This window comes from Archangium violaceum, from assembly GCF_016887565.1.
GTDB lineage: Bacteria > Myxococcota > Myxococcia > Myxococcales > Myxococcaceae > Archangium > Archangium violaceum_B.
Genome location: NZ_CP069396.1, coordinates 4295934 through 4310101 on the forward strand (window position 1 = coordinate 4295934; position 14168 = coordinate 4310101).

The 14168-nt window shown below is 69.1% G+C and carries 6 protein-coding genes and 1 pseudogene; 2 read left to right on the forward strand and 5 right to left on the reverse strand.

Going from position 1 to position 14168, the window contains the following annotated elements:
* Positions 1 to 60: 60 nt before the first annotated feature.
* The 4 genes and pseudogenes from JRI60_RS17815 to JRI60_RS17830 form a co-directional block, all read right to left on the reverse strand.
* A complete protein-coding gene (locus JRI60_RS17815) occupies positions 61 to 2097 on the reverse strand; it encodes a secreted glycosyl hydrolase (RefSeq protein WP_204227055.1) in 2037 nt (678 codons plus the stop codon).
* 318 nt (positions 2098 to 2415) lie between these two features.
* A pseudogene (locus JRI60_RS17820) lies at positions 2416 to 2651 on the reverse strand (hypothetical protein); the annotation flags it as partial.
* A gap of 26 nt (positions 2652 to 2677) precedes the next feature.
* Positions 2678 to 3802, reverse strand: a complete 1125-nt coding sequence (locus JRI60_RS17825) for an amidohydrolase family protein (protein ID WP_204227057.1) — start codon at positions 3800 to 3802, stop codon at positions 2678 to 2680.
* A 293-nt stretch (positions 3803 to 4095) separates the two neighbouring features.
* The gene (locus tag JRI60_RS17830; protein WP_204227058.1) at positions 4096 to 5166 is read right to left on the reverse strand and encodes a hypothetical protein; all 1071 of its coding nucleotides are present in this window, start codon (positions 5164 to 5166) and stop codon (positions 4096 to 4098) included.
* Between the two features lie 213 nt (positions 5167 to 5379).
* Between JRI60_RS17830 and JRI60_RS17835 the strand changes: the two genes are divergently transcribed.
* Positions 5380 to 9567 (forward strand): DUF3857 domain-containing protein, encoded by a 4188-nt coding sequence (locus JRI60_RS17835; protein WP_204227059.1) that lies wholly within the window; start codon positions 5380 to 5382, stop codon positions 9565 to 9567.
* Between the two features lie 65 nt (positions 9568 to 9632).
* Here JRI60_RS17835 and JRI60_RS17840 read toward each other — a convergent pair whose 3' ends face one another.
* On the reverse strand, positions 9633 to 13229 hold the full coding sequence (locus JRI60_RS17840) for a MopE-related protein (protein ID WP_204227060.1): 3597 nt from the start codon (positions 13227 to 13229) through the stop codon (positions 9633 to 9635).
* Between the two features lie 247 nt (positions 13230 to 13476).
* On the opposite strand from JRI60_RS17840, the gene JRI60_RS17845 reads away from it, so the two are divergent.
* Positions 13477 to 14166, forward strand: a complete 690-nt coding sequence (locus JRI60_RS17845; RefSeq protein WP_204227061.1) for a GNAT family N-acetyltransferase — start codon at positions 13477 to 13479, stop codon at positions 14164 to 14166.
* The last annotated feature ends 2 nt before the right edge of the window (positions 14167 to 14168 follow it).

Genomic DNA, 14168 nt, shown 5'->3' on the forward strand with positions numbered 1-14168 from the left:
CACCAGGAGACGCTTCAGGCCGTCGCCGTTGGTGCCGCCTGAAACGTGCGAAACTCGAAGCTACCGATCGCCCGTCCAGATGTTCCCGCCGCCGTCCTTGAACAAGAACGTCTCGGTGGAGACCTCGTCTTTCGAGAACAGGTTTCCGGAGTTTGCCCGTTGGCCAGTGATGCTCGAGTTCTTGATGGTGATCGAACCCGTGGTGGCGATCTTCCCGCTGAACGGGCTGGGCGGCGCCTTGTGCGAGTCATTGGCCACCATGCCCAGCTCGCCTGATTGGTTCATGACAATACGGACGCCGTCGAACTCGGTGTTCTCGATCCGCTGCCCTTGCGTGGTCTGAACCAGTACCCCGGAATAAACGGGGTCGATGATATCGATGTCTTTCAAACGGATGCCCTGAAAGCGGATGAAGGAGTACGGCTCGGCCGGAGAGTACGGGTTGGCGGCAAACAACCATACCGCGCCATACTTCCGCCGCGTGGTTTCGTCTCCCTGCACCCCGTCGTCGTCCCACCACATGCGGCCTCCACAGCGCTCAACCGTCATGTTCTGAAGGGTGGTGAGCCCGGAGAACTCGTGCTGGGGCGCGAACTCGTTATCCACGGTAATGCCCGGGTAGCGCAGGGTGTCGTAGACAACCGAGTCCTTGATCACGTTGTCGTGGCCGCCGTAAACCGCGAAACCGGCTGCCCGCCAGATCAGGCCCGCGGTGCAGCGCTCAATGACGTTGCCCTGGTTGGGGCCCTCGGGCTGGTGAACCCAGGGCGTGTCTTTGATGGGCGACTTGTCCCAGGTAATGGCGGACCACATGGCGAAGGCATCGTCGCCGTTGTTTCGCGCCGTGCAGTTCACGATCCGTGAGTTGGTGGTTCCGTTGCAGAAGTTGATGCCGTCCGCCAGGGTGTTGCGGAACCGACTGTCCTGCCACAGCATGTTGTTGCCGCCCTCGACCCAGCCACCCACGATCATCCGCTCGATCCAGAGCCGCTTGAAGACCGCGTTGTTGTGCATGTAGCGGTCGAAGGCGCGCCCGATCCCGTCATGGCTGTCCCACGGCCAGTTGCCGAGATCGGCCGCGGCCTTGTTGTAGCGAGCCGCCCGGTTGCGCCAGGTTCCAAAGATGGCGAAATCCTGGAAGGTGATGTTGTCGCCGTTCAGACGGAAACCGAACTCGTAGTTGTAGCCAACCTCCCGCGGGGGAGGAGGCACGAATCGCGTGTACCACATGCCGGCGCCCTGGACGGTCAGGCCGGCGGGAACGTAGACCTTGGGGATCGCCGGATTCACGTGCGACATCACGTAATCGCCAGGCGGGAGGAAGATGCCAGGTTTGCCGCCGTTCACGGCGTCCTGAAGGGCCCGCACCACCGCTGCTTCGGTGAATTCGCTCACGACGACGTAGTCCGCCGGGGCGGAGAGGGGCTCCGGCACGAGCTCGAGGTCCATGAAGTCGATGGTGACGGGGAGCCCCGCGGAGGCATCCGGCGAGATGATCTTCACCACATCGCCCTCGTTGATGGTTGCCCTGCCGTCGGTCGCCAGCAGCACGTGCGCCTCGTCGTAGATGTGGTGCGCGGCGCTCCAAGGCAGCCGCAGGCCAAAATTCACGTCGTTGGTGCTCGGGTTCTGGGGGAGCTCGTCCACCTGCTGGCGCGGAAAGGCGTTGTGCGTCTCGGTGTTGTTCGGGCCGGTGTAGAGCCAGGCGAAATCCGAGTTCACCGTGAGCGTGGCGACCTTCGCGTCATTCACGTATACATCCAGATGGGCCTCTTTCTCGTCCGGCACGCTGTAGCGCACCACGACGGAGTTGGCCTTCACGCGGCTCGTCCACGCGACCGCGTCGGTGGGGCCATGCAGTGTCACCGCCTTGCGGCCCGATGCCTCGCCGGAGAGCGTGCCTTCCAGCCACGGGCCCGTGGTGGTCTGCTCGAGCGTGGCGCCACCGGAGGAAACGCCCGCCTCGGCCTCGTACTCGTCCCAGGGAACGGTGGCGCCGCGGGGGACGGGGGAGTCGCCAGGTTTGTCGTCAGGTTTGTCGCCGCAAGCAGCGAGCAGAAGGCACGCGCAGATAGACACGAGGATCGGACGAAGCATCGTTTGCTGGCTCCTCTTCGAGACGTGAAGCTTCGAACTATAGGAGGGATGGGGGGCCAGTGGTGGGTGGAGTGCTGGAGCAGAGAGGGAAGAGAGGGCTGCTGAGGGGATGCGCCAAGGGCCGCGCGTCAGGCCGGAGCAGAGGGCGTGCAACTCCGTGGGGCACACGTTGACCGAGGCCGCTCTCTTCAAGAGCGTTGACAAGGAATGCAGGCCGTCTCGCAAAGCGCTGGCATGGCGCACGGGGCTCGTTACTTCCAGTGGAGGCGGCGGGAATCGAACCCGCCGCTCCCATCCCCGCAACAGGGCCTCCAGCCGTCACCACTCGCTCTGGCCGACGTCGCCCGCGCTGCACTTGGACGGCGCCACCTTCAGCACGTCCGCGCCCGTACGCCCACGGATGCTGGTGACGTACATGTCCTCGATGAAGGCCGGCGGCGCGGAGAGGTGCCCGCGAACTGGGCCCTCATCAGGTAGCCCATCATGCGAGGGCTGTCGCTCCACCAAGCCGGCTCCTCGAAGAAGAACGTGGAGCGCTCGGGGCGAAGGTACCGCGGGGGCGCACGCTGCGCCTGACGCCTCACGGAGAGCCCGGCCTGGCCAGGGAGCTCGGCATCGGAGACAGTGGATAGACGATCTTCCCCTGCCTCAACACCAGGCGCACGTTGCCGAGCGCCTCGATGTCCCGGGACGGGTCTCCGTCGATGACCACCACATCCGCATCCAGTCCCGGAGCGAGCCGGCCGGTCCGCGCTTCCCGGCCGAACTGTTTCGCGGGGTTCGTCGTCAGGCTCGCCAGGATGTCGCGCAGCTCGAGCCCCGCCCCCCTCAGCAGTACGTACTCTCGCCGTGGATCGTCGTCGGTCATGTAGCCCACGTCCGTGCCGAAGAGGATGCGGCCTCCGAGCCGGGCGTGGTGGCGGACCTGCTCGGCCCCCACCTGGGTGAAGCGCTCGAGCACGGCGGGCGCCTCGTTGGCGCGCTTCAGCTCCCACTCGAACAGGGAGAGCGTCGGCACGAGCGCCACCTTCCGGCGCACCATGGCCTCGTGGAGAGCGTCCGGCAGCGGGCCGGCCATCGGCGCCGTGTGCACCACCACGTCCACGCCTCCCTCCACGGCCGCGCTCAGTCCCGCCGCGTTCGTCGGGTGCGCGAAGACGGGCTTGCCGTGCGCATGCGCTTCCTCGGTCACCGCCTGGACGATGGCGAGCGGCATCACCGGAAAGGGTTTGCGTTCCGTGAGGGAGCAGGTGAAGAGCTTGATGGCATCCGTGCCTCCCGCGAGCTGCTCCCTCACGAGCACCCTGGCCTGCTCCGGCGTCCGGAGCTCCGGCAGCTTCACCGGAACGTACCAAGGCGTGCCCTCCACCGTGACCAGTGGGGCTCCCGCGGTGATGATGCTGGGGCCGGCCAGCTCGCCGGCCTCGATGCGCCGCCTCAGGGCCAGCGTGGCCTCCGGGAACGAGCCGGTATCGACGACATGGACGAAGCCGTGGCGCAGCAGCATGTCCCGCAGGTGCTGCTCGAGCTCGGACGTGGGTAGGGCCGCCGCGTCCTGCCCCCACGGCTCGGTGAAGTGAACATGGCTGTTCCAGAATCCGGCCAACAGTGTCTGGCCCGAGGTGTCGAGGACGGTCGCCCCCGCTGGAATCTCCACCTCCGACCGGGGCCCCACCGCGGAGATCCGCCCCGAGGAGATCAGCACGACTCCTTCTGGGATGGGAGTTGCGTCCGGGGACGGGTAGACCGTGCCCCCAACGAGTGCCAGGGTGGGTAGTCCCGGGTCCGTGACCCTCCCAGAGCTGGCTGGCGTCCTGCACCCCAGGAGGCCCAACACTCCGGCGACGAACAACACCTTCCAATCCATGCGCTCTTTCCTTCCGAGGTCGATGCTCCCTCCTCCCTACGTCCACGGGAGCGGGTCATTTCCTCAGAGCGGCGGGTAACTTTTAGTGGAAGCGGCGGGAATCGAACCCGCCGCTTCGTACCGCTGTGTGGCTACTCGAAGAGAGACACCTCGCTGAGCTCGGAGATACGGGCGCTGGTTTCCGTCGCGATGGCGTGGATGCGCACGTGGCTCAGCGGGGTGGGGTTGTTCAGCTCGAGCTCGATGAAGAACTTGTCCTGCTTGTCCTTGAGGTTGGCCAATGGCATCCACGTGTTGCCATCGGTGCTTCCCTCGAACGTCAGCTCATTCACCGAGAAGGCCGTGCGGAAATTGCGCAGCAGCGCCTTGCGCAGCACCCTGGGCTGCGCCAGCTGGATGACCACATCGCGGGTGCCTTCCTGGAAGAAGACCGTGTCGGTGAGCTTGCCATCCGTCAACGGGCACGTCGTGGACGAGCCAGGGTAGGTGCAGCTGGCGCCCCGGCTGACCGGGACGAGCGCGCGCCGGGGCAGGTCCACCGCATCTCCCGCGTAGCGCAAGGTGAACTTCGTGCCGCCCGTCTCGACCGTGCGCACGGCGTAGAGGTCCGCCTCGAGGTCCGCCACGTCCTCCAGGTAGTGGTCGCTCACCTGCACTGGCGACTGCACCTGGCCGAACGACCAGATCCCTCCGGACGACTTGCTCCTCACCGACAGGGAATAGCCGGCACTGGCTCCATCGTGGGTGGCGGAGAGATCCTGGAAGCTCACGCCCACCCCCGTCGCGCCAGCGAGCGCCGTGGGCGCGCCGCTCCACTCCTGAAGCGTGGGCACCTGCACGTTCTCGGTCTGCACGATGAACTCGGCCTCCACCGTGCGCCCCTTCTCTCCCGCGGGGGAACGCAGGGAGAAGCAGCGCGCCAGGCTGCCATTCTGGGTGTCCGCTCCCAGCAGCTGCAGGCTGAAGTTCCCCTCCGCGTCGGTCTTCACCGACTTCCAGTTCACGCCGAAGATGTCGAAGGCACAGCTCGAGTTCCCGCTGCGATCGATCCTCAGCAGCGTGTTCGCCACCGGCTGCTTGTCCTGCCTGATCACCTTGCCCGTGAGCAGGACGTCCACCGCAGGGTCCAGCGTGCTCTCGGTGCAGCCCACACTGGTCACCGCCGCGGCGCACGCCACCTTCATCCATCGGTTCATCGTCATGTCGATCCCCCAGCTCCGGTGAAAGGGCCGGAGCAAGCTGCCCATTCTTTGTCGGGAGGCGGACTCATGGGATCCCACCAGCGGTGATGGCCAGTTCGCCCTCGGGTGCGTGTTTCCCTCCATCCCGGCTTTCGTTCCACCCTCATTTGATTTTTATGGACGTGGCTGATCTAGTCCGTCTCCTTTTCTCAAACGATGGGTGCCGTTGCCGCGATGAGACCGTTCGCGCTGTGTCTGGGGTTGCTCTCGCTCTCTCTCTCCGCCCTGGGCGCCGAGCGAGGTCCACTGCCCTGGGAGGGCACCGCCTTCGAGGCGTCTCCGGCCGTGATGTCCCGGGCCGCCGCCGCGTTGCCCGCGCCGGAGTCGCGCGAGGCCGACGTGGAGGTGTTGGTGGAGGAGGGGCGCTACGAGGAGATCGGCCCCAACCGCTGGCGCACCACCACGCACCGGGTCTTCCGCATCCTCAATGAGGCGGGTGTCCAGACCTGGGCGGAGACGCGCGCCGACTGGTCCCCGTGGCGCCAGTCCCGGCCGAAGATCCGCGCCCGCGTCATCTCTCCCCAGGGCCAGGAGCACTGGCTGGAGCCCCAGACGCTGCACGAGGCGACGGTGGAGGACTCGACGCCCAACCTCTACACCGATCAGCGGGTGCTGCGCGCGCCCCTGCCCGCGCTGCGCGTGGGCTCCGTCGTCGAGGAGGAGTCGGTGGTCGAGGACACCCAGCCGTTCTTCGACGCCGGCACCATCGAGCACTTCTACTTCGCCAACTCCGTCCCCGTGCGCAAGGTGCGCCTGCTCATCGACGCGGAGCCCTCCACCCAGTTGTCGCTCCGCGTCCGCGGGCTCCCGCTCGAGCCCGTGCCTCAACACCAGGGGGCCCGCAAGCGGCTCTTCTTCGAGGGCGGCCCCTACGCCCCGGTGACGCCGCTCGAGGCGAACGTCCCTCCCTCGGAGGCCTTCTACCCGCATGTGGCCTTCTCCACCGGCCGCTCCTGGAACGAGGTGGCCTCCACCTACCACCGCATCGTCGAGTCCAAGCTCGCGGGCCAGTCCCTGCAGACCCAGGCCCGCTCCCTCACCAAGGGCTCCAATCCGAAGGACCGTCGGGCCGTGGCGCAGCGCCTGCTGGAGTGGGTGCAGGGTTCGGTGCGCTACACGGGGCTCGAGTTCGGTGCCTCGGCCGTCGTTCCCACCAGCCCCCAGGACACGCTCGCGCGGCAGTTCGGCGACTGCAAGGACCTCTCCACCCTGATGGTGGGGCTGCTGCGCGCCTCGGGCCTCCCCGCCCACGTGGCGCTCGTCCGCTCGGGTCGTGAGGACGTGCCCGAGTTGCCCGGCATGGGCTTCTTCAACCACGCCATCGTCTATGTGCCCGGCTCGCCCGCGCTGTGGATCGATCCCACGGACCCCGCCGCCGAGGTGGGCGGGCCCGTGGCCGGGCTCGAGGGCCGTCATGCGCTGGTGGCCGCGCCGGACACGCAGGGCCTCACCCTCATCGACGAGGCGCCCCCGGCGGAGAACGCCGCCGTCTTCACCCGCAGCATCCTGCTCGCCGAGGAGGGGCCCGCGCGGGTGCTGGAGACGCGCGAGCTGCGCGGGGCGCTCGCCGGAGACTACCGGCGCCTGCTGCGCGGCATGCGCCCGGCCGACTTCCGCCGCAACATGGAGGCCCTGGCCGCCGCCCAGTACCGGGGCTCGCTGGCGGGGCTGAAGTACTCGCCGCTGGAGGAGCGCACCGGGCCCTTCCGGTTGGACCTGGATGTCTCCTCCGCGCGCTTCGCCACCACCGGCTGGCGCGAGGCCCGCGTTCCCCTGCGCATCGACTCGCCCCTGGCCTGGCTGCCGGAGGTGCTCGACGACGTGAGCGACCTGCTGCCCGACGAGCTGGGCCGCAAGCCCGTCTCCGCGGCGCGCCGCAAGTCGGACCTGGTGCTGCCCGTGGCCTACAAGGCCGAGGTGCGCTACCGCGTGCGGCCCCCTCCGGGCTTCTCCGTTCGCACCCTGCCTCGCGACGAGACGCTCCGCCTGGGGCCCGCGGTGCTGTCGCTGCGCTACTCGCGCGACGAGGAGGGGGGGCTCGCCGCCGACTTCTCCTTCGAGACCGTCAAGCGCCGCTACTCCGCCGACGAGGTCAACGCCTTCCGCGACGCCCTGGCGAAGCTCGCCCGGCGCGAGCCGCTGGTGGTGGAGCTGGAGGATCGCGGCCAGCGCCTCGTGGAGAACGGGCGGGTGCGCGACGGCCTCGACCTGTACGAGAAGCTGCTGTCGCGCGCTCCGGCCTCCGGGCTGGTGCGGGCCCGCTACGCCGGCTCGCTGCTGGGTCTGGGCTTCGGGGAGCAGGCGCGCGCCGAGGCCCGCCGCGCCGTGGAGCAGCGTCCCGACTCCCCCCTGGTCCACCATGTCCTCGCCTGGGTGCTGCAGCATGACCTCCAGGGCCGGCTGCGCCACGAGGGCGCCGACCTGGAGGGGGCCGTGGCCGCCTGCCGCAAGGCGCTCGACCTGGAGCCGGACAACGTGGCGGCGCGGGCGTTGCTCGCCGAGCTGCTCGAGTACAACCCGCGCGGCGAGCGCTTCGGGCAGGGCGCTCCGCTCGCCGATGCCCTCACGTCCTGGCGGAACCTGCGGGACTCGGTCGCGGACCGGGACGTGGAGGACCGCTACCTGCTGGCCCTCTTCCACTCGGGGGCCGCCCAGGAGGCGCTGGAGACGGCCCGGGCCGCCCGCTCCTCCACGCTGCGCGATCAGGTGCTGATCATGACGCTGGCCGAGCTGAAGGGCGCGCGCGAGGCCATCACCGAGGCGGAGCGCTCGCTGGATGGTCTGGAGGGACGCCGCGCGGCGCTGTCCATGGCCGGCGGCCACCTGCTCACCAAGCGCCGCTACCCCGAGGCCGCGCAGCTCTTCGAGGCGGCGCTCCGTGGGGCGTATGACCCGGATCTCGAGACCCGGCTGGAGCTGACGCGCAAGGTGCGTCGTACCGAGGAGTCCAAGGCGGACGAGGGACCCGAGGGCCTGGTGCGCCGCGTCGTGCTCGCGGCCTGGACGGAGCGCAGCGCGCAGGACTTCGAGAAGGCCGTCCGTCCGCTCCTCTCCAAGCGCGACCGGGCCGACAGCGAGCTGCGCCAGACGCTGCGGGCCCTGCATGCGCGGGCCGCCCGCTATGTGCGGCTGGCCAACCTGGACGCCGCTGGCGTGGCCGCCATGGCCGACCTCGCCGTGGCCGCGTTGGATCTCCAGGTCGATGGCAAGGAGAAGGTGGGCTACCGGGTGGGGTTGAGACTGCCGCTCGGAGGCATCCCCGCGGACACCTGGTTCGTGGTGCGCGAGGAGAAGGAATACCGGCTGCTCGCCACCTCCTCGGATCCGCGTCCGCTCGGCGCGGAGGCGCTGCGCTGGTTCGACGCCAACCACGCCACCGAGGGCGTCCTGTGGTTGCAGTGGGGCATGGAGTCCGCGCAGAACCTGCCCACCGAGGGCCTGGGGCCCCTGGGGAGCTTCTTCGCGACGCTGCGGGGCTTCTCCGGCATGGAGGCCGTGTCGGATCTGCGGCGCGCCGCCGCCTACCTCGGGGCCAGCACCGGAGAGCCGCGCGTCATCAAGACCCTGGAGGCCGACGCCCGGTACGCCACCGGAGAGCTGCGGCAGCGGCTGCATCTGGCGCTGGCCGTGGCCCACGAGGCGGCGGGCAACATCCCCACGGCCAACATCTGGTTGGACGAGGTGCGCCAGGAGGTGCCCGCCTCGCTGGAGGCCTTCCTGCTCAAGCGCTCCCTGCTGGCGGCCGAGGGCAAGTGGCAGGGAATGCGCGAGGTGGCCGAGAGCCGGCTCAACTTCCTGCACCAGGATCCGCAGGGACTGCGGGCGCTCCTCGATGCGGCCGTGCAGCTCGGGGACTGGAAGGCCGTGGACCAGACCGGGTTGCAGCTCATGAGGCTGGGCGCGGCCAGCGCGGAGACGTACCGCACGCTCGCCTGGGCGGAGCTGCTGCGGGGCCGCGCCTCGTCCGAGGCGGTGGACGAGGCGCAGCGGGCCGTGTCGCTGACCGAGCGCGAGGACCCCGAGTCGCTCGCCGTGCTCGCCGCGCTCCTGGTGGGGACGGGACGGTTGGAGGAGGCACGCAGGCTGGTGGACGAGGCGCTCGCCCAGGGTGGCTCGAACACGGTGGATGGGGGCGTCCTCTACGTCCGGGGCCGGCTCGCCGAGGCCTATGGGATGACCGATGCCGCGCGAGCCCTCTACCGCGCCGTCTCCGCTCCCGAGGAGGCCGATGCCCGCTCGTTCCAGAAGCTCGCCCAGGCACGGCTCTCGCGCGTCAAGGACGGCGGGGCGCCAGCCCGCCCGGCGAAGAAGACCCCGGCGAAGAAGACCGAGGCACGCAAGCCCAGCCGCCGTTCCCGGTAACGGAATGAGTCGAGGGGCCGGCCCGGGAGCTGCCGGACCGGCCCCTTCAACTCCTCGCCGAGGCTCTACCGCGCGGAGGACACGGTCGAGCTGGGGCTGGTGCCGCTGATGCAGCCACCCGCCACGGTGTCATTGCTGTCGTTGCCGTTGCTGACGTAGGCGGCCCCGCACCCCGGCCGGCCACAAGAGTCGGCGTAGACGTTCGGGTTGCCGCAACCGTCGCCATCCCTGTCCTCGTACCAGCGCGTCACCACCCAGGCACCGGAGTGCGAGTCGTTGCAGTCATCGGGTGCGGCGGCCAGGTACTTGCCCTTGACGAGGACCTTGCCACTCGCGTCCTTGAGGTCGCTGGGGTCCGTGCACCAGCGGAGCTGGAATCCGGTACCGGCGTGGCCATCCCGGTCCGCGTCTCCGTACCAGAGGCGCGCGCCACGAGGATCGTCCTCGATGGGCACGTCCACGTCGTTCTCATCACCGTCGCAGTCGTTGTCCACCTGGACGCCCGTCAGCTCACACAGCTCAATGGCCTCGGGGTGCACGTCCGGCTTGACGTCATCGCAGTCCCGATCCTTGTTGGAGTAGCCGGTGATGGCAGTGCAGCTCCGCACGGTGACGGACGTCTGACCGAACCCGTCACCGTCCGCGTCGCGGTACCAGGTGGGTGCATCCACGGCGTCGTCCACTCCACCCGAGCAGTTGTTGTCCACCTGCGTCTGGGTCGTGGGCTCGCAGACCTCGGATCGGCCCGGGCTGACGCTGGAACGGCTGTCGTCGCAGTCCATGTTGTTGGCGACGTACTCGCCCTCGGGCTTGCGGCACGACACCACGGAAGAGCTGACCTGGGCGCCGTAGCCGTCGTTGTCGGTGTCCGGGTACCAGGTCGTCGTGGGCAGGCCCTCGTCGATCTGCGCGTCGCAGTCGTTGTCCTTGCCATCGCACACCTCGGTGGCACCGGGCTTCGTGGCGGACGTGCCATCATCGCAGTCCGTCTTGCTGGTGACGTAACCGGCGGGCGCGGTGCAGGCCTGGATCTTCAGGTTGGGATCCGTCGTCCCCACCCCGTCCCTGTCGGCGTCCACGTAGAAGGTGAGCAGCACGCCCTCGTCGATCTGCGCGTCGCAGTCGTTGTCCTTGTTGTCGCACACCTCGGTGGCACCCGGCCGGATGGCGTTGCTGCTGTCGTTGCAGTCCGTGTTGTTGGCGACGTAGCCCGAGGCAGCGGTACAGCTCTGGCTGAAGAGGGCCGGGTTGCCGTACCCATCCCCGTCCGCGTCCCGGTAGAACGTGCCCTTCACGCCCTCGTCGGTGTCGAAGTTGCAGTTGTTGTCCAGCCCGTCGCACACCTCCGCCTTGCCAGGGTAGATCTGCGCCCCCTTGCCCGGTGCCGGAGTGTCGTTGCAGTCATCGCTGATGGCGGAGTAGCCCGTGGGCTGGGTGCAGGCCAGGGCGGTCTGGGTGGGCACTCCATGGCCATCCCCGTCGGCATCCCGGTAGAAGGTGGTCTGCACGCCCTCGTCCACCGTGCCATTGCAGTTGTTGTCCTTCAGGTCGCAGACCTCGGTCCTGGCCGGGTTGGTGATCGCATCGGCGTCATCGCAGTCCGTGTTGTTCCCCACGTGACCGGCGGGGGCGACGCAGGCGCGCTGGACGCTCGCGTTGCGACCGTAGCCATCCCCATCTCCGTCCGGATACCAGTCGAGCCAGAGCGACTCGTCCTCATCCACCACACCGTTGCAGTCGTTGTCCTTGCCGTCGCACACCTCGCTCGCGAACTGGTGGACGGACGGGTCGTTGTCCGTGGAGTAGTTCGCCGGGCCCTCCGCCGGGGGCTCGCACTCGAGGCCCGTGACGCTCGTTTCCTGGATCCACCCGGGACCGACGGGCGGCGCACAGCTCTGCTGGCCGGAGCTGAAGTAGATGTGGCTGTCGCCATCCGCGTCCAGGTACCAGGTCCTGGGATCCACCGGGTTGGCGCCCGGGTCATCGTCGGCCAGACCGTCGCAGTTGTTGTCCTGGCCGTCGCAGACCTCGGCCGCGCTCGGGTTGATGGCGATGTCCGAGTCCTTGCAGTCTCCGGGATTCAGCGCCCAACCACTGTTCGCGGCGGGCTCGCCACAACGCCGCTCGGCGCTGGCGGTCACTCCATAGCCATCCCTGTCCGTGTCCGGGTACCAGGTGCGAGCACCATGGCCGAGCACCAGGTACACCGCGCCAGCATTCGAGGAATAGCCAGGGGCTCCGATGGCGAAGTCCGCCGAGCCGTCGCCATCCACGTCTCCCAGACCCACGAGCGCGCTGCCCGTCTGGCTGGCGGCCGCGGCTCCAGCGTAGCGCGGGACGAGCGAGAGGGAGGCGTTGGTGGCGGAGAAGCGGGTCGACCCGCCGTACACTACGTACACGGCGCCGACGTTGGACGAATATCCGGGGGCGCCGATGACGAAGTCGCGGAACCCATCCCCGTTGATGTCACCGGGTCCCAGGAGCGCCGTGCCCGCCAGGTCGCTCGCGGCGCCCGTCCAGCGGGGCTGCGTGCCGAGCGCCACCGTTCCCGTGGCGCCTCCGTAGACCAGATAGACCTTTCCCGTGGCGGTGGAGGTGCCCGGCGCGCCGATGAGGATGTCCTCCTTGCCATCGTTGTCCAGGTCTCCCGCGCTGGCCACCGCGCTACCCGCGAGCTCGTTCGTGGCGGAGCCCGTGAGGACGATGTCCGCATCGGTGAGGCTCTTGGTTCCCGACAGCGGCCCGAAGAAGACGAAGACGGCGCCCGCGTCCGTGACGCTGGCGCTCACGTCATAGCGCGGTGCGCCCACCAGCAGGTCCCCCTTGCCATCGCCGTTCACGTCCGCCACGGCGATGGAGAAGCCCGCCTGGACGTTGGTCTGCGAGGTGCCGGTGGTGCCCACGATCTTGACGGGGGCGCTGCTGAGCGTGCCCGCCGCGGAAGGCGACACGGGTCCGGTGAACGCATAGACGGCACCGGTGTCCGTTGGGCTGGCGGTCTCGTTGAGGTAGGCGCTCACGATGAGATCCGCGCCACTGTCACCCGCGATGTCGCCCACGGCCACGGCCGCGCCCGCGAGATCTCCAGCGGCCACGCCCCGGAAGCGGGGGCTGGTGGTGCCCAGCACCTTGTCTCCGCCACCGAGCGACGAGCCATCCACCGGATAGGCCACGCCCTGGTTGGTGGTGCTGGCCGAGCTGGCGTAGTTCGGGGCGCCCAGGATCAGGTCGATGCCAGAGGAGCCGAGGAAATCACCCGCCGCCACGGCCTGGCCCTGGCGGTTGCCCGCGGCCTCGCCCTCGATGCGTGTGGCGTAGCCGCGGATGTCCACGGGGTTCGACAGGTTGAGCACGTACGTGTAGCCCTTGAGCGTCGTGCCCGTGCCGGGTGCTCCGATGAGGAGGTCGGTGATGCCATCACCGTTCACATCCCCCGCGCCCAGTGCCGCGCCCGCGCGCGTGCTGGCGAGACCCGTGAAACGGCGCTCCGCCTGGGCGGGCAGCGCCGTCGCCGAGCCCGCGGTCAGCTTGCACAACGGATCGCCCGGTAGGGCCTGTTCCTGCTTCTCGAACGTGGAGGAACTCTCCTCCTTTCGCGAGTCCTGCCCCTCGCATGCGGCGAGCGCCAGGCCCGATACGAGGACCATCAATCGAGTCTTCAAAAGCACACTCCTGTGTCAGGTCATGCCTTCCGTGAACTGGAAGACACTCCGAGTATCAGAGCGTGTTGGACATGGGGGCCTGTATTTTCCCAAGCGCTGAGAGCTTTCCCTGCCTCGCTGGATTTGCGGACTTCATGACGCACCCGCTGTCGGCTATCTCCCCAGCGGCTCGGATCGGGGGGCAGGGCGGCTTGCCGCAGTGCGGCATCCAGCTCAGCTTGCGAGGACTCTTGGGGGGAGGTCCTCGATGCAGCCGTACCGTCGTTTTCATTCCCAGTACCGTGAGCGGTTGGCACTCGCGGATGGGTCGTGGGCGGAGCTGCGGATGGTGCGGCCCGAGGACGCGGCGCTGCTGCGCGACGGCTTCGAGCGGCTCTCCCCGCGCTCGCGCTTCCAGCGCTTCATGTCGGCCAAGCCCCGGCTGTCGCAGGACGAGCTGCGCTACCTCACGAGCGTGGATGGGGAGCGGCACGTGGCCCTCGGGGCGGTGACGTGGAGTCCCGTCGGCCGCGAGGTGGGGATGGGCGTGGCCCGGTTCTTCCGGCTGGCGGAGGCCCCCGAGACCGCCGAGGTGGCCATCACCGTGGTGGATGATGCCCAGGGCAAGGGGCTCGGCCGCGTCCTGCTGGAGCGGCTGGTGGAGGCCGCGCGCGAGCGGGGGGTGGAGTGCTTCGAGTTCCGGGTGCTGGCGGGCAACCTGGCCATGTACCGGCTCGTCCAGGCGCTCGCGCCGTGTGAGCCCGAGCAGGACGATGACGCGCTCTGCTTCCGCGTGCCGCTGGCCGCTCCGGCGCGCGGGGGGAACGAGCTGCTGCGCACGTTGCTGGCACTCGCGGCCCAGGGGGCGCTCACGCTCATCGGGCCCACGTGCCGCAGGAGAATGCACCTCCACGCGCCGCCCCCCGTGGGCTACGGGGAGTCGGCCCGCTCCCCCTGAGG

What these genes read in the sequence shown, in the direction of transcription:
- JRI60_RS17830 (WP_204227058.1), bottom strand. Translation starts at nt 5,166, where the DNA reads ATGACGATGAACCGATGGATGAAGGTGGCGTGCGCCGCGGCGGTGACC.
- JRI60_RS17835 (WP_204227059.1), top strand. Translation starts at nt 5,380, where the DNA reads ATGAGACCGTTCGCGCTGTGTCTGGGGTTGCTCTCGCTCTCTCTCTCC.
- JRI60_RS17845 (WP_204227061.1), top strand. Translation starts at nt 13,477, where the DNA reads ATGCAGCCGTACCGTCGTTTTCATTCCCAGTACCGTGAGCGGTTGGCA.
- JRI60_RS17815 (WP_204227055.1), bottom strand. Translation starts at nt 2,097, where the DNA reads ATGCTTCGTCCGATCCTCGTGTCTATCTGCGCGTGCCTTCTGCTCGCT.